The sequence below is a fragment of the Vibrio amylolyticus genome (assembly GCF_023145695.1).
GTDB classification, from domain to species: Bacteria; Pseudomonadota; Gammaproteobacteria; order Enterobacterales; family Vibrionaceae; genus Vibrio; species Vibrio amylolyticus.
The window spans coordinates 93,606-119,271 of sequence record NZ_JAJHVV010000009.1 but is presented as its reverse complement, the minus strand read 5'-3'; the positions used below and the strand labels follow the sequence as shown (position 1 = coordinate 119,271).

The window sequence follows — 25,666 nt, the reverse complement described above, 5'->3', positions numbered from 1 at the left end:
ACTAAGTGAGTGATCAAAAATAGCGCGGGAAAAATGCTAGAGAACAAGGCGGAATTTTTCGACAAGTAGTGTATCTACAATCAAAAATTCTAACGCAGTTATCGAGCTTTTTAACCCGCTAAAATGACCAGTTATTTAGTACGATTGGCATAAAACTCTCTACGTTTCATTGCGTACAGCGTGGATGGCAATCACAGACTAGGAGATAACATGGGAAGTTTAACTCTTCAACAAGCCTTGACCATTATTGATGGTACGTTAAAAGCTGGGCAACAAACCGATAGCGCCCCACTCACAGTTGCTGTACTCGACAGTGGTGGAAAGCTCATCTCACTCCAGCGTCAAGATGGTTCTAGTATGATGCGTCCTGACATAGCAGTAGCTAAAGCTTGGGGAGCACTCGCACTTGGTTGCTCATCTAGAAAGCTCGCTCAAGACGCTGATGCACGACCTGCGTTTATCTCCGCTGTGAATGTCCTTGCCCACGGTAATATGGTGCCCGTACCGGGAGGATTACTGATTCGCGATGCTAATAACACGGTTTTAGGTGCGATTGGAGTAAGTGGCGACCTTTCCGATGTTGATGAAAGCTGCGCATTAAACGGAATTGACCACGCAAAGCTCTTCTGCGATGAGATGGTGGCTTAGAAAGTCTTTCTATAAAGCCAACCAAATCTTACTACCTAAATAAAAAGAGCCAATTCAAATGATTGGCTCTTTTTATTTCAATCTCACGTTTTCAAAACATTCCTCGCACTAATCAGTAATGTCATTAACTAGTAGATCGAATCCAGCACCGTCATCAATTGCTGTCGCTTGATACACTTTCGCGTTTTCCAACGTGACTGCTGCTGGACCAATTGCAGGTATTTTAGAATCAGCAGCCGTTACGGTAACGAAATAGTCTCCCGCAGCCACGTAGACACCTTGAAGGTTATCTTTAAAATCAAAATCATTAATAGCAGGGTCAGCAGTAGAGATATCTGTCGACGCAGTAAGATAAACATCGACGACTGAAGCTGAAGGTGCTGCATGGATAACATTAAGCTTTGCACTGGTTGCCACAAGTCTTCTGTCCACCTCTATAAGTAAGGCTTCTATCGTGGCAAGCTCACCGACAGCAAATACGCCGTAATCTTTCCCCCCATTTAAAGCAACACCCTCTTCCTCAATTACTGGGGAGCCTGGAGTGTTGTCTTGATAGACAACAATATCGTACGTATCTGCAGTTACTGCTGTGTAATTAGTCACGTCTTTAAAGTCCAAATCAGATACTGCTTCACTGCCGTTTAGCGATACGTCCACCCTTGGCGCATCATCAACAAGATGACCAACCTGAATTTCCGCTTTTTCAGTCACATTATAGATTAGCGAAGAACCAGTCCCGTCCATTACTAGTAGCTTCACAGGTGAGCTACCATCGCTATCTTGATTTGGAATCGCTGCTATCGTTAGTTCACTGTTTGCAGAAAGTGGTACCGAACTTGAATCGAAAGCAACGGTTTTGGTTCCGGCTAATGTCAGTCTAATTTGATAGGTCGCCGACGCGATGTTTAGCACACCGGTATCATCTTTAAAGGCAAGCGTATCAAGGGCTGCAGCCGAATTAATATCAGCACCCGGCGCTGTTACGTACAAGTCCACATCAGGGACACCAGCAGAAGCATGGACAACTTGAACGTCAAGAGTACTGTTGTCTGCCATCCCTTTTGATGGCCGAGTAATAACCAAAGCATCAACAGGGTAGTTACTTGAACCATCTGCGTCACCCACGACCATCACCGTGTAGTCTGTTGCGGCATTTAAAAACAGAGTGGTCTCTGGAATAACCGTCGTGGTTGCTCCACCGGGAAGCTGTACTTCAACAGATACGGTATTCTTACCGGAATTTACATTGCTATACCCCGAAGCAATACCATAATCCACACCTTCCCATTGTGCTGCACCATTTAACCAAACATTTGCAAGCGGAGCATCGACTGAAGAGTGTACGGCTTGTAGAGAACTTGTAGTTGTTCCATCACTATTGCAACCAGCAACAACGCTGACTAAAACTGCGATTGGTAAAATTTTTTAAACATCATTGCCCTTTCCTCATTTTTTTAGACAAAGTAGTAGCGTAATTGAAGACGGTTCTTCAAAAATATTGACTGCTACTTCATGGTTAGGTAGGCCGACAGTTCGCTATTTGAATGGCATTTAAGCAATGAAATCGAGATGCATATTAATACCAACCACAACGACCATTTAATACTGTTGTGCTACCAGAGATATGTACGGCTTGTAAGTTAGGAAAGATCAAAAATAATCTAGATTTATTTCATTCGTTCGTGTTCAAACATCACGTAACCAATGGCTATATAAATAATTGACGATGCTTAATGGATGTATTGAAAAGGATCTTATCCTCTTTGATACTAAAATTGACTTAGAACTATTGCAGTAAAAAAAGCATTCATGTCCAATTAGTCTTAGCTCTATATACGGTATAGAACTTCAATAACATGTTCATAGCAATATCTTCTTAATACGCCAAGCTGGCAACCAATTTTACGCACTTTTAAGTTACGACGAGATTGATAACGTGTTATAGAGCCACTAAATTGGCTCTTAACTTTTATGACTTCTGACTTATTAAGTTAGCAAACAATGAGGCATTTTCGTGCTTCAAGTTAGCCAATTGAATATCCTGAACTAGCACAGAATTACCACCTTTAAAACTAAATCTCTACTACGTTCTTCCCTGATAGTGATAGAATCCCCGCATCAGAATTATTGAGAAACTCTATGTTTATCCATCACGTTAACGGCATCGACTGGCTAGTGATTACAGCTTTTGAAGAACTGAAAACTATGTTTATCGAAGAAGCCAGTGCGATTCCATCTTGCTTCTCTACCGATAGCGAATTAAGCCTGATTGATCAAGCCAAGCGCACTTACGGGCATTTGCCCACATTCAGCGGCGTCATCACCGATACCGGCACCTATCAAAGCAACGATAACAAAGAAGATTTGAACCCACAGCTTGCCTGCCTAGTTGAGGGGCGTGGCCGAGTGTTTATCTACCACGACGGTTTTGTGGCTTTTGTGGATGACGAGAAAACCTTTATAACCCGAATGGACTGAAAATCATCCATTAAGTTGGAATCGGTGAATTGACATCCTTATCCGTTCATCCGCATCGTTTCGTTTGTTAATAGAGGGCAAAGATGAGCTAGCACCGCTTTAGCTAGCTCGAAGATACAAAGAAGCATCAAGGGTAGTGCTTAGCATTAGTGATATTAAGAGAAGGAAGAAGATAGTTTGCGATTAGGTCTAGAGGATAGTTTTCGTCTTGTTGTTGGTAGCTACCTGATGTAATCAGAAAAATAAGCTGTAATTCAGGCATTATGAACATATCTTGCCCACCTGCGCCCCTCATACCTGCTATCAATAATCGTTCATCTCCGACTTTAATTAATGGAAACCACCAATTACGCCCATATTGAATCGTTCTATCTTCCCAAAAGCGCCCTTTCGGTACTAGGCTCTCGCTCGCCCACTTTTTAGAAAAAATACGATGACCATTCCAAAGCCCCTTATTCAAATAGAGTTGACCTAACTTAGCAAAGTCTCTAGACGTTAAATACAATCCGGAAGAGCCTAAGTAATCCCCAGTGACCTCATGAGGAAACCAATGGTAATTTACAATATTTAGAGGAGTAAATAGAGTTTCGCTTGTATAGGTTTTCAAGCTTTGTCCTGTAACCTTCTCAATCAATCCACCCAATAGCACACTCATCGCTCCTTGATAGACGTATTTTTCTCCTGGGGTATGAAGTACGACTTTATCAAAAATGTATTCATATGGATCGTTAGATAACCACATATTCATCGCATCACTATTTCTGGTATTCCATTCCGTCCAATCAAGACCACTGTTAAAATCAAGCGCATGCTTTATAAGGATATCTGCCTTGGAATCAATGTTGGGGACATTATCATCTTGGTAGTAGTCAAATATAGGAGTATCAACGCTAGCGATGGAGTTTTGATATAATAAATTGCCAATCAGAGTTGCAGTGACTGTCTTCGTTACAGACTTCATATGATGAAATGTATCTGGAGCCGGCGGATATGGGTCTGGCATCGGAGTTCCATCAGGGGAGCTTCTATTCAGATAATATCGTTCGAAAATAAGATTACCATTTCGAACTATTAACATTGATTGAACTTTTTTAGCTGAGTTTTGTGTTACGTTTTTGTGTAACTTGATAAGTTCACTTGGGTTAAAACCTTGTTGTTCCGGTGAACTGACGACCCAATCACTTTGTTTCCCTTCTTGTGTCCAACTGAAAGTCTTTTCATTCAATAAACTCTCATGATAGACATTCAATAGCATAGTTAATGAGGCTGCAACCACCGCCCAACTGAACATATGGATTAATAGTCTGTTTTTTATCATAACGAAATTTAAGTAAGTTCATCGTAGAGGTCAGTACCCCCACGTTAAACCATCGATCAGATTATTTTCGCGAGTCATAACTAAAAAGTTCACCCGCATCCGTTAAATTTAGATTTAGATTTAGATTTAGATAAAGCATGAACGGGGTTAGCACTGCTCGTGCCGAGTATTATGATTAGGGAATAGGATACTAAAAGAGGGTCACTTGATATGCTCAGCATATACTCTCAAATGGCTAGGAGCACAAATAACTCACTCAAGGCAGATCAGAATGCATCTGCCATCGAGTAATATTTAAGGCTCTAGCAATTCATCTCACAATGTGTGTAAAGACTCCAAGCCTTATGTCCTGTAAAGCACTTTCACGACATGCCAGCCAAATTTCGTTTTTACTAAGTGAGGCACGAGTGTTTCACCACTAAAACAAACTTTATCGAATTGAGGCACCATTTGACCTTTGCGAAACTCCCCTAAATCACCGCCTTTTTTACCTGATGGACAGTTAGAGTACTTCTTCGCTAGCGTTTGAAATTTTGCGCCTTTTTTCAGCTGCTTGATAATGTCTTCTGCTTGCTCTTTGTGCTTAACTAAAATGTGAAGCGCTGCTGCGGTACTTGCCATGTTTATTCTCTGCTCTGATATCTAACGACTCAATGCCCGAGATTCTACCTGAACCAAGTGGGATCTTCATCTAACTTGCATACCTTGTCAGATCAATAAATATATTACTCGTAACATTTTCGATACGGTGCGGCATTGATAGCAAGGTAAAATAGGTTAGTATTATTATAGATAGTTTATTTTGAGAGACGTCATGGCTAAAACTCCCAGTAAAGCAAACCAGTCACAAGGTATGCTAATGTTCACCCTTAACGCACAGCAACAACTGTTTGCTATAGGGACTCTAAAGGTAAGGGAAATTGTTCCCTATATGCCGACGACTCAAATACCCTACTCTCACCATCACGTTGTGGGTACAGTGACCATTCGCGATTTGACCGTTCCTGTTATCGACATGGCAGCCGCCATCGGATTTCGACCAATTCAACCTGAAGAGTATGACAGCTGCTACTTAATCGTAACCGACTGTTTGCGCACCATTGTGGCGTTTATGGTTCGCTCTATTGAGAAAATTATTGAATGTAACTGGCGCTCTATTGAATCAGCACCAGAGACGACAGGTAAAGATGTCTTTGTTACAGGAATCACCCGTCACAATGAGCAAATCGTACAGATGCTCGATGTCGAATTACTACTTTCTAAGATTTACCCTCAATATGAATCAGCCAATATTCCAATGCTCACTGATATAGAGCGTGAACGCCTAAAAGTTCTCAACATATTACTTGTTGATGACTCCTCAATTGCCAGAAAGCAACTTTCCGACGCGCTCGATCGAATCAATATTCCTTATCAGATCTGTAAAAATGGATTAGACGCCTTAGAGCTGATGAAAAAACAATCCTCTTCAGACATGGCGATTGATCTTCTCGTGAGTGATATTGAAATGCCAGGACTTGATGGTTATGAGCTTGCTTTTGAAGTACAAAATTCTCCCGATTTAGACAGTGCATACTGTATTTTGCATACTTCACTGTCGAGTGAAATCTGTATTGAACGCGCACACCAAGTCGGCGCTCATGAGGCTCTGGAAAAGTTTAATGCGGGTGAGTTAATTAGCGCCATGCTGAAAGGTGCAAAACATATTGAAGAGAGTAAGCAAACGGCGTAGTGACTAAATTTACTAAGAAGTCACTCCTTCACTGATAGAAATATGCTGAGCTCGTTGCTCAGCATATTTAGTTTTTCATGTCATGTAATGACAACCTAACTCTCTATAGGTAACTCAAACGGGTTAACTTCAAAGGGTTAAACCGACGGATTTAGCATTTCCCTATCTGACTTCTTAAGCTTACTGACCACCAATTGATAAGATCGCTCACAGAGATCTTTGATCATCGACACTTCAACATCATGGCTAAGATCAACGGTTATCCAATGGCGTTTATTCATGTGATAGCCAGGACTAATCCCCGAAAACTGGCTGGCAAGAACTTCTCCATCTTCAGGAGAACACTTTAAGTTAACGGAATAACGGCCGTTTCGCTCACCAAGCAGTGCGAACATCTTCCCTTTGACTTTAAAGACCATTACTTCTGGGCCAAAAGGAAAGTCTTGTTCTGCCGCGACAAACTGCATCAAAAACTCTTCTAACTGGCGACTCTCCATATCTTATTCTTCCTCATCCACTTCTGGGGTGTTAACTATTATCTATGGCATCGACAATCAGTCACATCAACAACTCAAAACACAGCGGCAATGACAAGCAAGATCAAGACTCAAACCGTGCCAGCCAAGTTGTTAACAGCTGATTCATCTGTTTCATTTGAGTCTTAGATAAAGAGTCTACTAATTGAGTCTGAACCGCAACATGCTCAGTCATCATTTCATCAATAAGTACTAGGCCATCTCTGGTTAGCTTTACAAATACACTGCGACGATCTTCTTTACTGTGAGTTCGTTCGATCAAGCCTTTCTTTTCGAGTTTATCTAGACGATTTGTCATCGCACCAGAGGTCAACATCATCGAATCGATCAATTCAGAAGGCGTTAAGCTGAAGGGTTTGCCACTTCGCCTTAGCGTTGCAAGTACATCAAACTCTCCAAGCTTCAGATCATACTGCTTATGTTTGTCAGCCACATGAGTTTCCAAGTGCTTTGAAACACGGAGTAAGCGCCCTAGCATCGCCATTGGTTGAGTATCCAGTTCTGGCTTTTCTTTTGCCCATTGCTCTACAACACGTTCAATTGCATCCATAATTACTCTATCCGTAAAGAAAATTGTTCACCTTAAAAATACCTTAACATAAAGATACTTTACAAGCCGTGATTTTAAGCGTAAATTCCCATAAAAATATCTTAACGTGAAGATAGTTAAATAATGAATATACTTTTAGCAATGATCCCAGCTTTTTTTTGGGGCACAACCTATGCCGTCACGCAGTACACGCTGCCGAACTGGCCTCCCCTGCTGCTAGGTGCTTTGCGAGCGCTTCCTGCAGGTTTATTACTGCTAATGGTTAAGCCAACCTTGCCTAAAAAAGGAGAGTGGCAAGTTCTTTTTAGCCTTGGGCTGATCAACATTGCAACGTTCTTCGGATTAATCTTTGTGATGGCGCTGACGCTTCCCTCTGCTATTTCTGGCGTCGGTATGGTCTCTGTTCCCGTCGTTGCTATGGTGTTTCATTGGCTAGTGGGGAAAAAACGCCCCAATGTTTTTCAGGCATTCTCAGGTATCACTTTAGTCATTTTGGCTTGGCTACTTTTTGATCCAAACTCAATTAGCCTCAACCCCATTGGCTTAGGGGCAATGTTGGCAGCCATCATGTGTATTGTTGTTGGAAGTACCATTACAAAGTCATTGGGTAATAAAATGGATTGGTGGGGAGTATTAACATGGCAGCTCGTGATAGGTGGTGTCATTTTGTCTCTCGCGTCACTATTTCACTTCTTTATCGATTCAACACCGTATATTGATGTATACAACAATTTTAATGGTAATAACTTTGCAGGTTTACTGTGGGTGGTTGGCTTTAACACGGCACTGAGTTATGGCATGTATGTTTGGTTACTACAGAAAATGTCGGTCGTTGATTTCACGTTTGGTAGCATCGCGAATCCTATTGCTGGAATCGTCAGTGGTCTGCTACTAATAGGTGACTCATTTACTACCTATCAATATGCGCTAATGTTTGGCATGATTGTAATGTCTCTACTACCGCAGATTATTATAGCAATTCGACAGGTTAAATCTCCAACCGCAATTAAAGTTGGCTAAAGCTTGATTTTATTGGCTATTCATCGTGATCACAATTGCTAAAATAGGCGGACAGTTTTGAAGCAAACATTCAATTAATCAACTAATCTTAGGTTTATAAGTATTTGTTAGCTATGGCAGCAAAAATAGAAATGACGAGCGACGACTTCAAGAAATCGACTGCAAATTTGAAAAAAGCAGTGCCATTGATGATGAAAAATCACGTTGCTGCAACGCCTGCAAATTATGCAGTATGGTACACCTACGTCGATGAAAGTAACCCTGAACTCAATCAGGAGCTCGACATGCTTGTCGAGAATTATGGCCTGTGCCCTCCAGCAGCTGGAAAAGAGCTGTATAATAATTATGTCGCTGATAAGGCTGAAACGGACCTCACTAATCTTAGAGAAAATATTGAAGTGTTGGTGAACGAAGTTGCCAGTTCAATGACGGATACTCTTTCTGATACTTCCTCATTCTCTCAGTTCATAGACAAAAGCTTTACCGATCTTAGTCGCGTAGAGAAAGAAGGTTTATCGATTGATGAAGTCATGGGGGTCATCCGCCAATTGGTTTCTGAATCTCGAGAGATTCGAAATTCAACTGACTTTTTGAACGGGCAACTCAGTACGGCAACACAAGAAATCTCTCGGCTAAAGTCTCAGCTTGCTGAAGTTCAGCAAGACGCACTGTTTGATAGTCTATCAAGCCTTTACAATCGCAGAGCATTTGATGCAGACCTTTTTTCTCTTTGTCATGCAGAGCAACCTATGTGCCTTATTTTGCTTGATATCGATCACTTTAAGAGCTTTAACGATAACTATGGGCACTTATTTGGCGATACCGTCATTAGGGCGTTAGCGAAAAGGCTACAGACAAGTTGTAGAGAAGGCATAACAGCCTATCGATTTGGCGGAGAAGAGTTTGCTTTAGTTGTACCCAATAAATCTATTAGAATTGCACGACAGTTCGCCGAAACACTTCGTCGAGGCCTTGAAAAGCTCTCAATCAAAGATCGCCGCTCTGGTAAGCAGATTGCGAATATTACCGCTTCATTCGGAGTAGCAGAGTTCCAAAAAGGGGACTCCGTTGAAATGCTGGTTGATCGAACTGATGCACTACTGTACGAAGCAAAGCAACTAGGTAGAAACCGTGTAATGCCACTTTAAGGCCCAATCATCGAACGCCAAATCACCGTGATGTTCCTAGGTGCACTTGAGTCAAAACAGTCAAACTAATAGAGGCACAATACTAGTATATTGTGCCTCTCTAATTTATCGCTGAAGCGTTTATAACGGAACAGTTTATTCCTCAACCATTTATGCCTGAATCCAACGCCTAGTTATAGTGTTAACCATCCCCTGTTATTCTTTCAATCAATTCTTGCTCTACTTCGGTGGCTTTTTCAATGCTAATTTGGCAAGTACCTGCAGCTTTATGCCCACCCCCACCATGTTTGAGCATGAGTTCGCCTACATTGGTTTTTGAGCCTTTATCAAAGATCGATTTACCCGTTGCAAAGACAATGTTCTGCTTTTGAAAGCCCCACATTTTATGGATGGATATATTGCATTGCGGGAAAACGGCATAAATCATGAACCGATTCCCTGCATAGATTGTCTCTTCTTTGGTAAGATCAAGAACAACTAAATTATGATAAACAGTTGCACAGCGAACAATTTGCTCTTTAAACAAGTTTTCATGTTCGCGATACATGCTAACTCGTTCCATCACGTCGGGTAAGTCGAGGATCTCTTCTATCGAATGTGTCTTACAAAAATCAATTAGATCCATCATGAGTTGATAATTCGAGATTCTAAACTCGCGGAAACGACCTAACCCAGTTCTCGCATCCATTAAGAAATTGAGTAAGTTCCACCCTGTTGAGTCAAGCACCTCATCACGAGTAAAGTTCGCAGAGTCCCCTTTATCAACGGCCTCCATCATGTCAAGCCACTCGTTTGGAAACGTCTCAACACCACCGTAATAGTTCCAAACCACACGTGCTGCTGAAGGCGTATCGGGTTCGATAATATGGTTCTTATGTTCACCGGGATTGCGCAGCTTTTCAGAAAGATGGTGATCGAACACTAGGTGCGCATGAGAGACATAAGGAAGATTTGTAACAATATCATTTTCTGTAATAGTTACTTTTCCATCCTGCATATCTTTAGGGTGAACAAACGTAATTTCTTCAATAAGATCAAGCTGTTTTAATAGTACGGCACAGACTAAGCCATCAAAATCACTGCGAGTAACTAAACGAAATTTCTTCACTGACATCCTTGACCCTTACTTGGTATTTTATGTTCCCTTGGTTTCGCATTATTTTTCAAATCAATGCATCATTAAGGTACTACTTGCTTTAATTCTAGACATCTTCAATTTTTTGACAAACTTAACACAATATTTTTTAAAGGTTCTTTTATACTGACTTAAGACATAAAGGTGTTTATTTGGAGAACATAATGAAAAAAACCTATATTTTTGCGAGTTTAGCAGCCGTTGCTGTGCTGGCTGGCTGCTCAAGCGAACCTGATGAATATGAGGTTAAAGAGTATACGTCTATGGCAAATCCAGCTTCAGTTTACTGTGTTCAGCAAGATGGTAAACTCGAAACTGTCACTGAAAATGAGATACGTGTGACTTACTGTGTTCTTTCCGATGAAGAACGAATGGAGCAATGGGAATATTACCGCAATGCTCAAGAACAAGAGAAAGAGAAATAATCGTCGAGAGTCATTATCGCCACCAGCGGGTGTTTAATTCACTTTCTGGATCTAAATAGCGATTCAATAAGGTAAGGTTTGTATCTAGCACTGCGAGATACTCCCTTACCTTTTTTATTGACCTGTTTGGATGAGTCTCTATTACAACGCTCTCCAATGTTGCAATGAGAAGCCTCAATGCTATGTAATCATCATTGCCATTCAGTAACCGTTTTATTTCTTCTAACGCTGATAGAGCTAGCTTATAAGGAACATCTCTAACCAGATCCAAATTACGCGCAAATACCCCAGCAACAACCCCTTCTAAGTAAACCCGATAGGTCGTCAACGACTCTACATACAAAAATAAACTCGCGTTGGGGCCATGATAAGGGTAAGGGACCGCAATATGCTCTTCAAGTTGGTAAGGGATATTAAGTGAGACTCCTAGCGCCAAGCACTTTTTCCACAATACGCCTAACAAACCTTGCTCATCCATAAGCTTCTGAATTTCAAAAATTCGCCCAAGGTGATACTCATTCGAAACAAAAGTGACAGTTAAAACCGTGTCACCATCAACCAAACCACTATCCAATAGAGCTTTAGAACCATGTTGAATATTCTCAACAGTACTTGTCGAATCTTGCTCTAGTACAATTTGGTGCTTAGGAAATATGGAAGTGCTAGATGATGACATAAAGTAGTCAAACATAGCTTGAGATTCAGACAGGGTTTGGCCGTTGGTGGTGCCACCACAAAACAACAATGCAGTATCATTGGGGTTAACATTCGGAAGGTGATTGATGAGCGCATCAACGCGGCTCTTTCCCTCCAAGGTTAATTTGTTCCCTTGTAGGCGCTTTCCCAAAATAATGATAACGTTCTGAATACCCATCAATAATGTCTCTAACTCAATCAGTCATACTCGATAATTTTGCCAGTGTACCAGACACAATCAAACTCTCTTACGTAACTTTAAATTTCTCGAAGTGTTTGCTATTCGAAACGGATATATGGGGGTCTAGGCGCCAGTTAAGTATATTTAAGCGAAAAGCTTATTGGATAGGGTGATAATTATCTGTGAGTAACCCAACTAAAATAAAGGCCCTAACGTTTTATTAGGGCTTTAGAACTTGGCCTAAAGTAGGGGTTAAAGTGATTAAATTAGCGCTTAGCCAACCCTTTCTTATTTAGATAGCTCAACATATGTGGACGAGACTCTCCAGATAGCTTACCTGTCACCTGCTGCGACCAACTCGTTTGCTTTTGGTTACTGCCTCTCGACGAATAGTAGGCTTTCATTGTTTCATCGTACTGTTCAATATCGCCTAAGTTCAACGGTTCATAACTGTTTTCATGCAAAACGATATGAGCAGGTAAACGAGGCTTTAGCTCTGGTGATTGATCAGGTTCGCCTAAACATAAGCCAAACAGTATTGCGGTGTTTTGAGGCAGCGATAATAACTCGTCTACATGCTGAGCATTGTTTCGCAATCCCCCAATATAGACCCCACCTAATCCCATCGACTCAGCCGCCAGTAAGCAATTTTGCGCCATAATTCCGGAGTCAACCGCACCAATTAGCGTCAGTTCTGTAAAGTCAGCTTTCACTTTGGGGTTTATAGCTGCATGTCTTTGATAGTCGATACAAAACACTAAAAATTCTGCTGCACTTTCAACGTACGCTTGATTACCGGCATATTCAGCAAGCAGCGCTCGCTTACTTTTATCGGTCACCCGAATAATCGATACCACTTGCAACAAACTGGATGAAGAGGCGGCAAGCCCTGCCTGTATGATCGTTTCAAGCTGTTTAGGATCGATAGCCCGATCAGTAAACTTACGGATAGAACGATGACTTAAAATGGTCTCAATCGTATTGTTCATAAGCTATATGACGCTCCCTGTAATGCCATTCCCTACTTTGGTTAAAGTTACGATAGCGATATTTTCGGAAAGCGTAAACCACAAGAGTTAAAAATTGAAAATGACACTATAGAAAGCTCAATGAATAGAGGCAGAAAACCGAAAAGACAGCTAGAAATATGATGAGAAAAGAGAGGGGAAATCGTGAGAAAATACCGAATAGCCGCAAACCTGCAGCTATTCGGTCAGTGTTAATTAATACTAACTAGCTTTTATTAACTAGTTTAACTAACTTTATGTTCGCTCATTAAGCCTTTCACTAAGCAGAAACAGCCAAGTAGCAGAATAACGGTAAATGGAAGTCCCGTTGAGATTGCCATTGCCTGAAGTGCACCTAGCCCGCCACCAATAAGTAGAGCAATAGCAACTAACCCTTGAAGGCTACACCAGAATATACGTTGAGGCGTCGGTGCATCGACTTTGCCACCCGCAGAAATGGTATCGATAACCAGCGAACCAGAATCTGACGATGTAATGAAAAAGACAATAACCAAGATGATCGCAATAAACGAAGTGATCTCTGATAACGGTAGAGTATCGAGCATCGCAAACAGTTGCAGTGGTAATTCCGCTTCTGAAATACTATCAAAGCCTTGCTGAACCTTCATGATGGCCGTCGTGCCAAAAGAAGAGAACCATAAAGCACAAGCCAGTGTTGGAACAACCAAAACACACGTCATGAATTCACGAACCGTACGACCGCGAGAAATACGAGCGATGAACATGCCAACGAATGGAGACCAAGATACCCACCACGCCCAGTAGAACACAGTCCAACCTTGGCTAAAGTTTTCATCTTCACGACCAAACGGCATAGATAACGCAGGGAGATCCTTCACGTAATTCGCCATACTTGAAAAGAACCCTGTCGCAATAGCAAGCGTTGGGCCTACAACAACAACGAAAAGCAACAATATTGCAGCGAGTCCCATGTTGAGTTGAGATAAACGTTTAACACCCGCGTCTAAACCTGCACAACAAGAAAGTATCGCCACTGAAATAATAGCGATAATAAGGATGACTTGTGTGGTCGTTGAGTTTTCTATACCAAATAGGAAGTTTAACCCTGCCGCAGCTTGAGCCGCACCAAAACCTAAAGACGTGGCCAAACCAAACAAAGTTGTGATCACGGCAAGGATATCGATGACATGGCCTGTCCAGCCCCAAACTCGTTCACCAAAAATTGGGTAGAAAACCGAACGCATGGTTAACGGTAGGCCTTTATTAAAGGCAAATATCGCTAGGCTCAATGCAAGTACTGCATAAATTGCCCACGCATTTAAGCCCCAGTGGAAGATAGTCGCGGACATGCCTAATGCTTGAGCAGCAGCCATATCACCGCCAGCAGCGCCAATTGGAGCCCAGTCGGTTCGGACACCATCTTCTATTACAATGCCGCCTAGTGCTGCATTATAGTGCCCTAGAGGCTCTGCAACACCGTAAAACATGAGTGCAATACCCATTCCGGCAGCAAATAGCATGGAGATCCAAGCAGAATAGGAGTAGTCAGGGGTCGCTTCTGTACCACCGATGCGAACTTTGCCTAATGGAGAAAGCAAAAGCCCAAAACAAACCAAAATGAATATATTTCCTGCAACTAGGAAAAATGAATCAAATTGGGAAATTACCCAGCTTCGAAGATCAGTAAAAAGAACGCCAGCGCCTTCACCTAGAATAAGAGTAAATAAAACAAATAATACAATGGAGAGAGCGGAGATGAGAAAAACTCGGTTATGGATGTCTAAACCAAATGGGCCGACTTTAAGTGCGATATTATCTTGACCTAATTGATAGTCAGTTGAAATTGCTGATACTTTGCCATCAGGAGACATCATGTCGTTACTAATAAGTAACTCCTTAGTTATTGCCAGAGGGATAAAAGTACTGATTTGTTAGTACTTTTTATGTGATTGCAGCATTATTACTTCAATCACGGTAATCGGTCTAAATTCGTACATTTCACCGCTGTAATAGCTTAATTATTCAATGATATTCATCACCGAACAGAGACAGTACGGAGTTAGAGAATGGCGTCTATTGGCCATCAATACATCACTTTATTTAGTGGTGCTCAAAATTAGCGCGAGAGTCTATATTAGTACCGCCAACATGACTACTCATTAATGGTTAGCAAGTATGAATTGATAACAATGAGTTCTCTAAAATGAGTCATCCTTGTTATTAACCCTCCTATTCAACCCTTTCCATTTATCGTCGTGTTATTGTCTGGACATCACTTTCATCAAGCTTAAGTTCACTCATTAAGAGAACGACTGAAAATAAGGAAATATCAGTGCAGATCCCAAATAATTCCTTGCTGCGAAGCTCTGTCGATGATGCATACTTCAAAGACACCTATTCCATAACCATCGCCAATCGTAATCAAACCGCCTTTGATGTTTATGCAAAAGTTGCTCAGACAACCCCTGCGTGGGTCATCCGATTAATGGCATTACGTAATTGGATCGTCTCTAAAATGGGGCTAAAACATTTAGGGCAGATGAATGACTTTTCGCACGACTTAAAAAGCGAAGACGTTAACCCGGGAGACACCATCGGCATTTTTAACGTAGTTGCTAATTTGGATAATGAGATTGTTCTAGAAGATTGTGATAAGCATTTAGATGTTCGGTTGTCTTTTTTAATTGAACCTTACGGTGAAGAATTAAAGGTTCACGCGACCACCGTTGTCCATGTGCATAATTGGTTTGGCAAGGTTTACATGTTTTTCGTCGCGCCAGTCCATCGGATTATCGTCCCGAGTTCATTGAAGGGTTTAAGTCACTAGGGCATGTTAATCTTGCATTTAGGTCTCTCGACTTCTTGAGCGCAGGCCAACTATTGTCTACAATGGCGCACAATTTCTTAATTATAGATGACGTATATGACTGACACTACATCACGCCCAGACCTACCCGATCACCTTGCAGGCAACCCTCGTAGCCCGCACCATATTGCAGAGTGTTTTGAACACAGAATTGGTATTAAGCTTAACGGTAAAGAGCGTTTCGATGTTGAAGAGTATTGCATCAGTGAAAATTGGGTGAAGATCCCTTCTCCAAAAGCGTTAGACCGCAATGGCCAAGCAATCCTTATCAAATTAAAAGGCACAGTTGAAGCTTTTTACATTGACTAGTTGAAAGACATTTCGAACCTAAAAAGAGCCCTAACAAGGGCTCTTTTTTATGTCATTCAGTAAAGGCTTAGGGTTACATCACCATGACTTGAATTGCGTTGATCAATTCATAGAGTTTTTTCTCACCAACATCGGTAAATGTCCACGCAAACACCAATACGTTCACAACAACAGTTAACCAAAAACCATAAGCAAAATTCACGTTATTGCTTTTATGGCGAAGTAAAGACTGAGCCAACGCCGCCCCTGGCCAGCCGCCACTAACCGCGAAGAGGTGTAATATCGGTTCTGGTATTCGGGTACTGTGTTCAATCGTAGCCGATCGCTCATATAGATAGAGAAGATAGGTAGTAGCGCTAAAAAACGCATAATAGAGTAATGAAATTAAGGGGTAGTTGAGCAACCAAACAGCGGAACATAGTACCGTGGTAAACCAGACAGTAACGGCTAATGAGAAACCAAATATAAGTGGCCGCTCGATTTCCTTGGCAATGAATGCTCCGTGTGCATCTTTAGTTAAGGTAAAATGTACCCGCTCATTGATACGGGGTCGCTGGCTATGCCCTGATAAATCAGAAACATGAAATAGTATACGTGGCGCTTGTTTATCGACCGATATAAAGCCATATCCTTTTATATCGTTCCACTCTGAGATCGTTCCTACAATCGACATAATCCTTTCCTTACAAGTGCTTATCATCACACTTGCCCTTGCCTAAACCATTGACGATTTCAATATCCACGTAGTGCATTCTTCGATGCCTATTAATTGTGGTTATATATTGAACACCAAATAGCTTAGATGTCATACGCAACAATTAGCAAGAACTAGATCACATATAATAAATAAAACACTCCTGACAGGTTCTGACATTCTCGTGCCTTATGATTATTTCGAACGCAGCGAAACGACAAGTCACGTTGCTAAAACGAAAAATCAACTGAAATAAATAAGGACATAACATGTGTCAAGTAATTGAAATGGTAAGCTTTAATCTTCTATCTACTTCTAGTGAACAAGAATTCATTCAAGCTTCAGAAAAGAGCCAAGCTTTTGTTTCTTCTTTACCTGGTTTTTTATATCGTTCACTCAGTCACAATGAAGAAAGTGGTCACTGGACTGACACGGTTTATTGGAAATCAATGGAAGAAGCAAAATCTGCTGGAGAGCAGTTTATGAATTGCCCTGATTGTCAGCCTCTTATGTCACTGATTGACCCTGAATCAGTAGATATGAAGCACCAAGTGATTAAAATGAGTTCATGCCAGGGGTAGGCAGTTAGAGAATAACAATGAATAGGGATGAAAATGAGTAAATCAGAACGATTATTTGAACTACTGACTCTACTACGCTCTAAACGCTTCGCAACCACTGCCGCGGAGCTCGCAGAGACGATGGAAGTCAGTGAACGTACCATTTATCGTGATATTCAATCCCTAATCAGCTCCGGTGTCCCCATACATGGAGAGGCGGGGGTCGGTTATGTACTGCAAGCTGGCTCTCACCTACCACCGCTTATGTTTACAGAAAAAGAGATGATAGCACTTGAACTTGGTATGAGGATGGTCAGAGCGTGGTCAGATGAAGAGCTCGCCAATGCGTCTCGCAGCGCATCGACCAAAATCATGTCTGTGCTACCCGATAAGCTCAAAAAACAAGTCGAAGAATTTCCTATACTAGTACCCGATTATCATATTCAATCGGACACAGCCAAACGTGGTCAACTACTGCGACACGCAACCGATGAACGCCATAAAGTATCGATGCTATATACCGCAGAGAATGGCTCTAAAACTGAACGTATCTTACAGCCACTGGGACAGATATTTTGGGGAAAGAACTGGACGCTCGTCGCTTGGTGTGAACTTAGAGATGATTATCGACATTTTCGTTTGGATAGAATTGAATCTTTAGCTGTATTAGAAGAGGGATTTGAAACCAGTGATTCCAAATCCCTTACTCACTATATTGCTCAATATTCACCGCCAGATTAACCTTACTTTAACGGTAATGGATATAGTCTAATTTGAACATTGTAAGCATCGTTATTTATATCAAATAGTACATTTACAAAGTCATTAATGTTGAAGATCCATGTTTCTTCTGTATAAGTTCGGCAATGTAATGTTTCCATTTCAGCTGACTCGACACTACACGCCAGAGCTTCTAGTTCATCGTCAGTTGCCTTACTACAATCGTAGACTGTCCCGTTGTATTCTATGTCACCTAAATCGTAATCATCCACAATTGAGCAGCAAAACTCCGTACCCTCACAAACATTAACAGCACCATCTAAACAATAATCACCGTCATCCCAATAACAGACTTCGCCTATAAAGCTGAATAATCCTGTAATATTGGTCGCCCCTTTTACGCCTTTGCCTTTCGTCGTGTCTTCCCAACGATTCAGTTCACAGCCACCTTCATCACAGGTTGCAGGGATCAATGCACCCTCATTATCAATAACACCGAGTAGCCAAACCTCATCACTATCACTGTCATTCCCCATAATTGGAATTTCGCGACCTTCTATTGAGAAATCGGGTCCTCCATCATCGGTTGGTTTTCCTAACACTCGCGCATATACCGCGTAACCATCTCGATCTTCGGGTATTCTAACAATAGCATGATCGTTTCCAGTGTAACCGGTACAGCTATCCGTGACTTGTAGTGTTGTTGAATCTAAATCAGGATCGGTTCCACCCGATTTTTTACCCGGGCCTTTTGCTCCCGATTCCATCAATATTTGAATAGAGTCACTACCACGAGGCATATTCACCACATTTCCGTAACTACAGGTGTACTCAACCCCTGCTTCTACTGGACACTCCCCTGGTAAAAACTTATCACCTACAGCCCATGTAGGTGTAACTTCATCATCAAGGTTCAGGTCCGTTACTGACGTCACCTCAATCTCGGTTTCACAATTGTGATCGTCTTTTTTCCCATGAAGCATCAAATTGAAATGCTCTCCACTTGGAAACCCATTACCCAAGTATGTACCATCACTTTTAACAGGCTTTCCCGCAATGCTCTGCCCTGCTACAAGCAAGAATATTAAAGGAAATATCCACACTAATCTTGCGCTACGCATACTGCCCCCTATTACGCTTTTGCGACTACCAAAATGAGTATAGGCACGTAGCACCTAGGCATTAGATTAAGATTCTCGGGAAAGAAGAGACTTAGACCGATTCGTCACAAGCGCATTTTATGGTACGCCTAATGCTAAAAAGCAACACATGGCACTTCATCTAGTTGCCATGCACTTCTATTTGGAACTATATTTTTATACATCAGTTCCAACCCGCCAAAAAAGAACCAAAAAATCACTAAATTCTGACAAAAGCATTTCAAACTGTTTCTGCGCACTCAATTCCAATATACAAATCATTGCAGTATAGATAACATCGCCCCCCACAAAAATACCATTCGGTATAAATATAATTAAGTAGTGGGTTGTAAATGAAAAAGTCAGTATTCATGAGTTTATTTTTGGTTCCTTGTAGCATTAATGAAATGACCGCATTTGATACACGAAGTGTTGGTATGGGGGGGCAGGTGTTGCTTCCGCTAACTTTCTTACATCTAGCTTCCACAACCCGGCTCTAGCAGCAAAGGATCAACAAGATCATGGGTTTGGTTTTATCCTACCGATGGTGGGCGCGCGCGTTCATGATGGCGATGACACCATTGATAAACTTGATAGCTTTATCGATTTAGATGACAAACTACAACTCAACCCAAGCGATCAACAATTACTTCAAGAATGGCGACAAGCTATGCGCTCTTTGGACAAAGGGGTGGTTAATGTTGAAGCTAACGTTGGTATGGCCGTTGCTATTCCAAACAGTGTGTTAAGTACGAATTTCTTCACTAAAGGCCAAGTCTCTGTTGTTTCGGCTATCATGGTAGATCAACGTGACTTGGCGGCAGCTGACCCAACGCAAGATGAGCTCTTTTCAAGCGCTCAGTCTGCAGGAGGAGCAGTCTTGGATATTGGTTTGACTTTCGCTAGAGAAATACAATGGGGAGAGCATGCGTTTCTTCTAGGGTTCTCACCAAAGTTTCAGCAGATCTATGCACTGAATTACGTTGAATCATTAAGCGATATGGAAGATAGTTCATTTGAGTGGGATGAAGATTATACTGAAAAATCCGGATTCAACATGGATTTCGGATTGTCTTATGATCTAACAGATAAAACTAACATTGGTTTTACTGCTCGTAACCTAATTAGTCATGAACTAAGTACGAACGAACTCTATGGCCAATCGGCAACTTTCCTCGTTGAACCCGAGTATGTACTAGGGATTAATTACGATCGAAACTGGGTTCGGCTTGCTGCAGATTTTGATCTAAATAGTAAGCAATATTTGAAAGAGTTTGATTATAAAACTCAGTACGCTCGTTTTGGTGCTGAGCTTGATGCTTGGGGTTGGGCTCAGTTTCGAACCGGCTACATGCATAGCTTGACTGATCACGCTGATGACCTAATTTCGGTAGGGCTTGGCTTTAGACCATGGGGAGTACTTGGTCTTGATATCGCAGCACAAGCAGGAAGTGACAATAATTACGGTGTTTCTGCTCAGTTAGCATTCACCTATTAGTTAATAAATATAGAACTAGCGCCGAATGTAGTTAAGTGAACATTTGGCGCTCTTAAATTCAGGCTCTTTTCTAACTTAAAAGTATATTTTTAAGTTGATGCAATGAGTTCACCGTATAATGTGGCTTAAGTTCTTTAGGAGCAAGGTTATCTGAGGTGTTTAGCCAACAGGTTTCAATACCAAAGTTCAAACCACCTAAGATATCCGAATCAGGGTTATCACCCACCATAAGAACCTTAGATTTACATGGATTCCCCATACGCTCTAATGCATGGGAAAAAATACCCAAATCAGGCTTAGCGATACCCACTTCTTCAGAGATCACTACATGTTCAAAATAATCGGTCATTCCCGTACGCTCTAACCGTATCGCTTGAAGCTCGGTAAAACCGTTGGTAATGATACCCATACGAGCCTTTCCAGACAGCGCTTCCATAAGCTCTTTTGCCCCTGGTAGCAAAGTACAAATATCTGCCATCGCCTCTAGAAATGCAGAATTAAGCTCAGCTGTTGTTGTGTTGAGTTTTTCAGCCCAAGATTCAAAGCGAGTATGCTTTAACTGATGTGCGGTAATATCACCGTTTTGATAATCAACCCAAAGTGGTTTATTTACCTCTTGATAAACAGCGTAATCTTGCTCGGTAAAATCCACTCCCTTACGCGAAAACATCAGCTGCATCCCTTTAAAAGCATCAAAATGAAACAGGGTCTCGTCAGCGTCAAATAATATCCAATCGTACTTCATGGTTACTCCTACTCTTAATCTGAACGCAGTGTAATCATTTTCTATTCTGGTGTAATCAAACTTTTGTGGGGTCTTCCACACAGTTTTTACTTTAGTCTTTTCTTAATCATGCACTTATTGATGCCTTCCTCAATATTGAGAATTGTAAATCTCTCAACTACTCCCTAAACTTTTAGATTGGAGGAGATCAAATCCTAAGCCGTTATAAGAGGTGCCTCAATTGAAACACGACTCACCACAAAGAGAAGCAACCAAACTAGTTAAACACGCTTACTTTCCTCTTGAGTTTTTTGACGAACTCTCTCAAGCAAAAACCTTAGGGGATATTCTTCATAGCACCTCTTATTGGATTAAAGAGATCTTCCAATCTGACCGAGTGAGCGTGGCGTTAAAGCAAGACACTCAATTTTTGTCTCTCTTTGCACTAAGTGGAAACGAAGCCATTCCCCTTGAGCGCCCAATCCCAATAGACAACACTTTAGTTGGCCAAGTATTTATCGACGAAAAACTCGCGATTTGCAATGATACTAGTAACGAGTCTTTATTGGACTGCCAATGGCTATCCGAAGGAGGCTTGCTTTCTTGCATGGATGCGCCGTTAATTAGTGACGGCAAGTGTTTTGGCACTATTAACATAGGACACCACGATAAAGACCACTTCAATGAACAAGACGCTCGAGTGCTATCTAGCCTAGTAAGTTGGATAGCCGCTCAGATCCGCGTACAAAAGCAGATGATTGAAATGGAGAACTTGGCGAATATTGATCCCTTAACCGGAGTTCTAAACCGTCGTGCTTTCATTGAAGCAACGCAGCTTATCAATAGCAAACCAAGAGCGTTTGATAAAAATCATGCCTTGCTCATCATCGATATAGACCTCTTCAAAGATCTAAATGATCAACATGGTCACTTGGCGGGTGACGAGGTTCTCATCGCACTGTCTAAACGAATCCAAAACATCAAGCGAAAACAAGACTTGTTCGCCAGAATCGGCGGAGAAGAATTTGTTTTACTGCTTAGTGATACCACACTCAATGACGCTATAGCATTAGCCGAAAAGCACCGAGCTGCCATTGAAAAAATGATTGTCCAATTCAATAATAAAGAGCTCACAAGTACCGTAAGCATTGGAATTTCAGCCCCAAAAGAGACTGACAATCGCTTTCAAGATGTGATGTCTAGAGCCGATGCTGCACTCTATAAAGCAAAGAACTTAGGTCGAAATCAAGTTTGTTGCTGGGACGACGAAATGTTATAGCAAAAATAAAATCGTTGCAGGGATGACTAATAGCGAGACTAAAAAACTGATTAACCAAGTGGTATTGGCTAGACTTTTATCAAGATCATAAAGCACAGAAGGTAACACTGACATAAACGCAGTAGGCATCACTGCGAGCAGTAAGCAAACTCGAGCAAGATCACCTTGATAAGCTCCCCAAAGATCCAATACAGAGAGCAGTATTGCTACTATCAAAATAGCGCCGAAGGAACGTAGTACAGCAGCGCTAACACCAAGTTTGCACCACTTTTTACCACCACTCACATTGAACGTCATGCCTACTGCAGTGATCATAAGAAAGCTGCTTAACGGCACGGTTACTTTGAGAAAGTCAGCAAAGTTCTGTGGACGAGGTAGTTCAAACTGATTTAATAAGACACCCGCTACCACTGCACACAGAGCCACGATGAAAACAGGATCATTCCAGAACGGCTTTCTACTTGAAACGCTTTGATTTTTTGAATGATTTAGAGCTCTTGTATAAGGGAATGTCCACCCGAAATAGATAAGCTCTTCACACAGTTTAAACAGCGCTAATAGCGCAATGCCATTCTCACCGATAGTCACAAATACAATTAGATTCCCTAGCGCACCTAGGTTATAAAATGCGGTAACGGGCAGTAGTGCACCAAACTGATGATCGTTTAGTTGAAAATATCGACGGCAGATAAACCCCACCACAATACCAACACCAATTACCGCCACGCCAATGAAAGGCAGGTAAATCAGCTGTGCAGTAATGCTTGGTAGCTGCCAGAGTGAACTTAATACACTGAATGGTATAAGAAAATAGAGCGAAAATTTTGAAAGAAGAATACTCGTCGATTGGCTAAGCGTAGGTTTACCTTTTTGAAAAGCCAGCCCCAATAAAAAACCAACAACGACAATAACTAAGGCCCAAGCAATACCCATAACTGCGACAACATCTCATGCGAGGGTAAGCACCTACTCTAGCCTAACAAAGGCGGATCGCTTACCCTATTTCACCAAACTGACAACGACAATAATTTTTCATTATTAGCGTTATACGACAACCACCTTCACACCAGCCGTCTCAAACTTCTGCTTTTGCTCTGATGAAATGCCTGCATCAATAACCAAAGTGTTGATGCGCGAGATATCGAGTACCTTGTTGAAACCAATGCGACCAAGTTTTGATGAATCCACTACCGCAATGACTTTCTGCACACACTTCGCCATAACATCAGTGATGGCAAATCCTTCATTGAACGTTGTGATGCCTTTGTCTGGGTCAATGCCATCAGCACCAACAAACAGTACATCCGCCTGAACACCCTCTAAACACTGAGCGGCTTGATATCCGTGAAGTGATTTTGTTTTAGCTCGGTAGGTACCCCCAACGATGACCAACGTTGTATCTTGAGCTTCCATCAAAGCAGATGATGCAGCCAAATTATTAGTAATAATGGTATAGCCACCTTCACTCGCTAATTGCTCGGCCACCAAGTGAGTGGTGCTTCCGCTATCCATAATGATGGAATCCCCCTTTGAAACCAGACCCGCCGCCGCTTGGGCAATTTTGCTCTTAGAGTCTTTATTCATATCGTAGCGACTATCTAGCTGAACCTCATCATCTTTTTGGGTTAAAGGGAGTGAGTTCATCGATTGAGCTCCACCAAAGAATCGCTTCAGCTTACCTTGCTTCTCAAGACTTTTTAAATCCGCCCGCAGTGTCACTTCAGACGTACTAAATAACGTCGACAGCTCTTTAACTGAGACCTGTTCTTGCCTCTTAAGCAGCTCTAGGATTTTTTCTTTACGCTTTAATGGATTCATTTACCAACCTTACAAACTCAATCATCAAACTTTCGTTTAATTTCGATCTCAAACGATTACAGTTCACTTCAACATGACCTGAAGCAAACTGCAACCTTATTAGGCAAATTCTAACTTTTTAATGACTTAAGTCGTCATCATTTTGTAATGTTACCGTCTAAGTCCCATAGATCTTCCCAGCCTTTTGAACTTTGCCATAAAAATACCTGGCCTTTGATTAATCGATTATCTGCGTCTATTTTCGAAATATCTCGCATCTCCTGAACGGTAAGCGGATTTTCAGTGACACATCTTAAATTCGAAACGTATTCACTCTCTTTAACAGAGAAAGGGATGGGTACATGACCTCGTTGGACCGCCCACTTCAAACAAACAATCGCAGGATGAACGCCCAAACGCTGCGCAGCCCTTACAATCACAGGGTGTTCAGTATCAACCAGATCATTCTCAGTTTTATCACGATCAGGTCTTGATGGAGAGCCAATCGGGCAAAAGCCAACCGGTACTACTTGATTTTCCGTTAGGTAGTCATAAAGATCTTGCTGCTGAAACAGAGGATGACACTCCATCTCGTTTACAGAAGGTAGAATACGAGCATCACGCATTAACAATTCCATTTTAGGAATAGTCATATTTGAAGTGCCAATCGCTTTCACTAGCCCCATATCAACAAGCTGCTCTAACTGGCGCCAAGTGTTCATAAAATCTTCATGAATATAAGGCTTGGCATCCGGACTTCGAGAATCAACATCACAGCCGATTGGATGAAAATTTGGGAACGGCCAGTGCACAAGGTAAAGGTCAAGGTAATCGACTTGTAAATCCGCTAACGTTTTCTTACAGGCATTGATGACATCATCATGCTGATCATTCCAAACTTTAGAGGTTACAAAGAAGGCTTCTCGCGGCAGTTTTAAATCCGCCATTGCGTCACTTAGCACCTTACCAATTTGATCTTCGTTACCGTAGATAGAGGCACAATCTAAAAATCGGTAACCCGCCTTTAAAGCGCCTAATACCGCTTCAGAGACTTCTTCAGGGCCAAATCGATCAGACCCAAATGTGCCCAAACCTATCGCGGGCATAATAGCGCCAGTACGAAGTGTTTTTGTCGGAATTTTATTGATATCGACTGCGTGCTCAAGTGTAGATAAAGACATTGTATTTCTCCCTATGCCCCCTTTGCCTTAACAAAGGGGGAAA

At 41.7% G+C, this 25,666-nt stretch carries 26 protein-coding genes and 1 pseudogene; 12 read left to right on the top strand and 15 right to left on the bottom strand.

Translation table 11 applies throughout. The features are described from left to right. Positions 1–210 precede the first annotated feature (210 nt). Positions 211–648: a GlcG/HbpS family heme-binding protein gene (locus KP803_RS15185; protein ID WP_248009696.1), complete on the top strand. Its 438-nt coding sequence runs from the start codon at positions 211–213 to the stop codon at positions 646–648. Between the two features lie 108 nt (positions 649–756). Here the strand turns inward: KP803_RS15185 and KP803_RS21995 are convergent, their stop codons facing one another. Next, positions 757–2,070: a DUF4397 domain-containing protein gene (locus tag KP803_RS21995; protein ID WP_345791564.1), complete on the bottom strand. Its 1,314-nt coding sequence runs from the start codon at positions 2,068–2,070 to the stop codon at positions 757–759. Positions 2,071–2,787: 717 nt separating this feature from the next. On the opposite strand from KP803_RS21995, the gene KP803_RS15175 reads away from it, so the two are divergent. Further along, the gene (locus tag KP803_RS15175) at positions 2,788–3,126 is read left to right on the top strand and encodes a cytosolic protein (protein ID WP_248009695.1); all 339 of its coding nucleotides are present in this window, start codon (positions 2,788–2,790) and stop codon (positions 3,124–3,126) included. A 127-nt stretch (positions 3,127–3,253) separates the two neighbouring features. Here the strand turns inward: KP803_RS15175 and KP803_RS15170 are convergent, their stop codons facing one another. After that, positions 3,254–4,204: a serine hydrolase domain-containing protein gene (locus tag KP803_RS15170; RefSeq protein ID WP_248009806.1), complete on the bottom strand. Its 951-nt coding sequence runs from the start codon at positions 4,202–4,204 to the stop codon at positions 3,254–3,256. A gap of 582 nt (positions 4,205–4,786) precedes the next feature. Then, the gene (ppiC, locus tag KP803_RS15165; RefSeq protein ID WP_248009694.1) at positions 4,787–5,065 is read right to left on the bottom strand and encodes a peptidylprolyl isomerase PpiC; all 279 of its coding nucleotides are present in this window, start codon (positions 5,063–5,065) and stop codon (positions 4,787–4,789) included. Between the two features lie 193 nt (positions 5,066–5,258). On the opposite strand from ppiC, the gene KP803_RS15160 reads away from it, so the two are divergent. Further along, the gene (locus KP803_RS15160) at positions 5,259–6,176 is read left to right on the top strand and encodes a chemotaxis protein (RefSeq protein WP_248009693.1); all 918 of its coding nucleotides are present in this window, start codon (positions 5,259–5,261) and stop codon (positions 6,174–6,176) included. 137 nt (positions 6,177–6,313) lie between these two features. Here the strand turns inward: KP803_RS15160 and KP803_RS15155 are convergent, their stop codons facing one another. Further along, on the bottom strand, positions 6,314–6,673 hold the full coding sequence (locus KP803_RS15155) for an MmcQ/YjbR family DNA-binding protein (RefSeq protein ID WP_248009692.1): 360 nt from the start codon (positions 6,671–6,673) through the stop codon (positions 6,314–6,316). A gap of 103 nt (positions 6,674–6,776) precedes the next feature. Beyond that, complete coding sequence (locus KP803_RS15150) at positions 6,777–7,262, bottom strand: MarR family winged helix-turn-helix transcriptional regulator (RefSeq protein ID WP_248009691.1); 486 nt, start codon at positions 7,260–7,262, stop codon at positions 6,777–6,779. A 123-nt stretch (positions 7,263–7,385) separates the two neighbouring features. Between KP803_RS15150 and KP803_RS15145 the strand changes: the two genes are divergently transcribed. Together KP803_RS15145 and KP803_RS15140 are read left to right on the top strand one after the other, a co-directional pair. After that, a complete protein-coding gene (locus KP803_RS15145; protein WP_248009690.1) occupies positions 7,386–8,282 on the top strand; it encodes an EamA family transporter in 897 nt (298 codons plus the stop codon). A gap of 131 nt (positions 8,283–8,413) precedes the next feature. Continuing rightward, positions 8,414–9,430, top strand: a complete 1,017-nt coding sequence (locus KP803_RS15140; RefSeq protein ID WP_248009805.1) for a GGDEF domain-containing protein — start codon at positions 8,414–8,416, stop codon at positions 9,428–9,430. A 181-nt stretch (positions 9,431–9,611) separates the two neighbouring features. On the opposite strand, the gene KP803_RS15135 is transcribed toward KP803_RS15140, so the two are convergent. Then, positions 9,612–10,544: an exopolyphosphatase gene (locus KP803_RS15135; protein WP_248009689.1), complete on the bottom strand. Its 933-nt coding sequence runs from the start codon at positions 10,542–10,544 to the stop codon at positions 9,612–9,614. Positions 10,545–10,729: 185 nt separating this feature from the next. On the opposite strand from KP803_RS15135, the gene KP803_RS15130 reads away from it, so the two are divergent. Further along, complete coding sequence (locus tag KP803_RS15130; protein WP_248009688.1) at positions 10,730–10,990, top strand: putative hemolysin; 261 nt, start codon at positions 10,730–10,732, stop codon at positions 10,988–10,990. A gap of 13 nt (positions 10,991–11,003) precedes the next feature. Here KP803_RS15130 and KP803_RS15125 read toward each other — a convergent pair whose 3' ends face one another. From KP803_RS15125 to KP803_RS15115, 3 genes are all read right to left on the bottom strand, one after another. After that, on the bottom strand, positions 11,004–11,864 hold the full coding sequence (locus KP803_RS15125) for a YdcF family protein (RefSeq protein ID WP_248009687.1): 861 nt from the start codon (positions 11,862–11,864) through the stop codon (positions 11,004–11,006). Between the two features lie 269 nt (positions 11,865–12,133). Next, entirely contained in the window at positions 12,134–12,856 is a 723-nt protein-coding gene (gene nfsA / locus KP803_RS15120) for an oxygen-insensitive NADPH nitroreductase (protein ID WP_248009686.1), read from the bottom strand. 263 nt (positions 12,857–13,119) lie between these two features. Further along, positions 13,120–14,727 (bottom strand): BCCT family transporter, encoded by a 1,608-nt coding sequence (locus KP803_RS15115; RefSeq protein ID WP_248009804.1) that lies wholly within the window; start codon positions 14,725–14,727, stop codon positions 13,120–13,122. 461 nt (positions 14,728–15,188) lie between these two features. On the opposite strand from KP803_RS15115, the gene KP803_RS15110 reads away from it, so the two are divergent. Next, a complete protein-coding gene (locus KP803_RS15110; RefSeq protein ID WP_248009685.1) occupies positions 15,189–15,683 on the top strand; it encodes a DUF2867 domain-containing protein in 495 nt (164 codons plus the stop codon). Between the two features lie 96 nt (positions 15,684–15,779). Next, the gene (locus tag KP803_RS15105; protein ID WP_248009684.1) at positions 15,780–16,031 is read left to right on the top strand and encodes a DUF3297 family protein; all 252 of its coding nucleotides are present in this window, start codon (positions 15,780–15,782) and stop codon (positions 16,029–16,031) included. 73 nt (positions 16,032–16,104) lie between these two features. On the opposite strand, the gene KP803_RS15100 is transcribed toward KP803_RS15105, so the two are convergent. Continuing rightward, complete coding sequence (locus tag KP803_RS15100) at positions 16,105–16,704, bottom strand: DUF1294 domain-containing protein (RefSeq protein WP_248009683.1); 600 nt, start codon at positions 16,702–16,704, stop codon at positions 16,105–16,107. A 290-nt stretch (positions 16,705–16,994) separates the two neighbouring features. On the opposite strand from KP803_RS15100, the gene KP803_RS15095 reads away from it, so the two are divergent. Next, a complete protein-coding gene (locus KP803_RS15095; protein WP_248009682.1) occupies positions 16,995–17,306 on the top strand; it encodes a hypothetical protein in 312 nt (103 codons plus the stop codon). 33 nt (positions 17,307–17,339) lie between these two features. Continuing rightward, on the top strand, positions 17,340–18,026 hold the full coding sequence (locus KP803_RS15090; RefSeq protein WP_248009681.1) for a helix-turn-helix transcriptional regulator: 687 nt from the start codon (positions 17,340–17,342) through the stop codon (positions 18,024–18,026). Positions 18,027–18,028: 2 nt separating this feature from the next. On the opposite strand, the gene KP803_RS15085 is transcribed toward KP803_RS15090, so the two are convergent. Beyond that, positions 18,029–19,126, bottom strand: coding sequence for a hypothetical protein (locus KP803_RS15085; RefSeq protein ID WP_248009680.1), 1,098 nt, complete (start codon positions 19,124–19,126; stop codon positions 18,029–18,031). 511 nt (positions 19,127–19,637) lie between these two features. On the opposite strand from KP803_RS15085, the pseudogene traF reads away from it, so the two are divergent. After that, positions 19,638–20,642, top strand: a pseudogene (traF, locus tag KP803_RS15080) (conjugal transfer protein TraF); the annotation flags it as partial. A 70-nt stretch (positions 20,643–20,712) separates the two neighbouring features. On the opposite strand, the gene yjjG reads toward traF, so the two are convergent. After that, a complete protein-coding gene (yjjG, locus tag KP803_RS15075) occupies positions 20,713–21,387 on the bottom strand; it encodes a pyrimidine 5'-nucleotidase (protein WP_248009679.1) in 675 nt (224 codons plus the stop codon). Positions 21,388–21,598: 211 nt separating this feature from the next. Here yjjG and KP803_RS15070 point away from each other — a divergent pair, with 211 nt between their 5' ends. Continuing rightward, positions 21,599–22,645 (top strand): sensor domain-containing diguanylate cyclase, encoded by a 1,047-nt coding sequence (locus tag KP803_RS15070; RefSeq protein WP_427916959.1) that lies wholly within the window; start codon positions 21,599–21,601, stop codon positions 22,643–22,645. Here the strand turns inward: KP803_RS15070 and KP803_RS15065 are convergent. The 3 genes from KP803_RS15065 to KP803_RS15055 all read right to left on the bottom strand — a co-directional run bounded on the left by KP803_RS15065 (position 22,640) and on the right by KP803_RS15055 (position 25,623). Next, positions 22,640–23,578, bottom strand: a complete 939-nt coding sequence (locus KP803_RS15065) for an AEC family transporter (RefSeq protein WP_248009677.1) — start codon at positions 23,576–23,578, stop codon at positions 22,640–22,642. The genes KP803_RS15070 and KP803_RS15065 overlap by 6 nt on opposite strands. 111 nt (positions 23,579–23,689) lie before the next feature. Beyond that, complete coding sequence (locus KP803_RS15060; protein WP_248009676.1) at positions 23,690–24,463, bottom strand: DeoR/GlpR family DNA-binding transcription regulator; 774 nt, start codon at positions 24,461–24,463, stop codon at positions 23,690–23,692. A 137-nt stretch (positions 24,464–24,600) separates the two neighbouring features. Then, entirely contained in the window at positions 24,601–25,623 is a 1,023-nt protein-coding gene (locus tag KP803_RS15055; RefSeq protein ID WP_248009675.1) for an aldo/keto reductase, read from the bottom strand. Between the last annotated feature and the right edge of the window lie 43 nt (positions 25,624–25,666).

Bases quoted from the DNA above. Each gene is read 5' to 3' on its own strand.
- KP803_RS15185 (WP_248009696.1), top strand. From the start codon at position 211: ATGGGAAGTTTAACTCTTCAACAAGCCTTGACCATTATTGATGGTACG.
- KP803_RS15175 (WP_248009695.1), top strand. From the start codon at position 2,788: ATGTTTATCCATCACGTTAACGGCATCGACTGGCTAGTGATTACAGCT.
- KP803_RS15170 (WP_248009806.1), bottom strand. From the start codon at position 4,204: ATGTTAATAGTTCGAAATGGTAATCTTATTTTCGAACGATATTATCTG.
- ppiC (WP_248009694.1), bottom strand. From the start codon at position 5,065: ATGGCAAGTACCGCAGCAGCGCTTCACATTTTAGTTAAGCACAAAGAG.
- KP803_RS15160 (WP_248009693.1), top strand. From the start codon at position 5,259: ATGGCTAAAACTCCCAGTAAAGCAAACCAGTCACAAGGTATGCTAATG.
- KP803_RS15155 (WP_248009692.1), bottom strand. From the start codon at position 6,673: ATGGAGAGTCGCCAGTTAGAAGAGTTTTTGATGCAGTTTGTCGCGGCA.
- KP803_RS15150 (WP_248009691.1), bottom strand. From the start codon at position 7,262: ATGGATGCAATTGAACGTGTTGTAGAGCAATGGGCAAAAGAAAAGCCA.
- KP803_RS15145 (WP_248009690.1), top strand. From the start codon at position 7,386: ATGAATATACTTTTAGCAATGATCCCAGCTTTTTTTTGGGGCACAACC.
- KP803_RS15140 (WP_248009805.1), top strand. From the start codon at position 8,414: ATGACGAGCGACGACTTCAAGAAATCGACTGCAAATTTGAAAAAAGCA.
- KP803_RS15135 (WP_248009689.1), bottom strand. From the start codon at position 10,544: ATGTCAGTGAAGAAATTTCGTTTAGTTACTCGCAGTGATTTTGATGGC.
- KP803_RS15130 (WP_248009688.1), top strand. From the start codon at position 10,730: ATGAAAAAAACCTATATTTTTGCGAGTTTAGCAGCCGTTGCTGTGCTG.
- KP803_RS15125 (WP_248009687.1), bottom strand. From the start codon at position 11,864: ATGGGTATTCAGAACGTTATCATTATTTTGGGAAAGCGCCTACAAGGG.
- nfsA (WP_248009686.1), bottom strand. From the start codon at position 12,856: ATGAACAATACGATTGAGACCATTTTAAGTCATCGTTCTATCCGTAAG.
- KP803_RS15115 (WP_248009804.1), bottom strand. From the start codon at position 14,727: ATGTCTCCTGATGGCAAAGTATCAGCAATTTCAACTGACTATCAATTA.
- KP803_RS15105 (WP_248009684.1), top strand. From the start codon at position 15,780: ATGACTGACACTACATCACGCCCAGACCTACCCGATCACCTTGCAGGC.
- KP803_RS15100 (WP_248009683.1), bottom strand. From the start codon at position 16,704: ATGTCGATTGTAGGAACGATCTCAGAGTGGAACGATATAAAAGGATAT.
- KP803_RS15095 (WP_248009682.1), top strand. From the start codon at position 16,995: ATGTGTCAAGTAATTGAAATGGTAAGCTTTAATCTTCTATCTACTTCT.
- KP803_RS15090 (WP_248009681.1), top strand. From the start codon at position 17,340: ATGAGTAAATCAGAACGATTATTTGAACTACTGACTCTACTACGCTCT.
- KP803_RS15085 (WP_248009680.1), bottom strand. From the start codon at position 19,126: ATGCGTAGCGCAAGATTAGTGTGGATATTTCCTTTAATATTCTTGCTT.
- yjjG (WP_248009679.1), bottom strand. From the start codon at position 21,387: ATGAAGTACGATTGGATATTATTTGACGCTGACGAGACCCTGTTTCAT.
- KP803_RS15065 (WP_248009677.1), bottom strand. From the start codon at position 23,578: ATGGGTATTGCTTGGGCCTTAGTTATTGTCGTTGTTGGTTTTTTATTG.
- KP803_RS15060 (WP_248009676.1), bottom strand. From the start codon at position 24,463: ATGAATCCATTAAAGCGTAAAGAAAAAATCCTAGAGCTGCTTAAGAGG.
- KP803_RS15055 (WP_248009675.1), bottom strand. From the start codon at position 25,623: ATGTCTTTATCTACACTTGAGCACGCAGTCGATATCAATAAAATTCCG.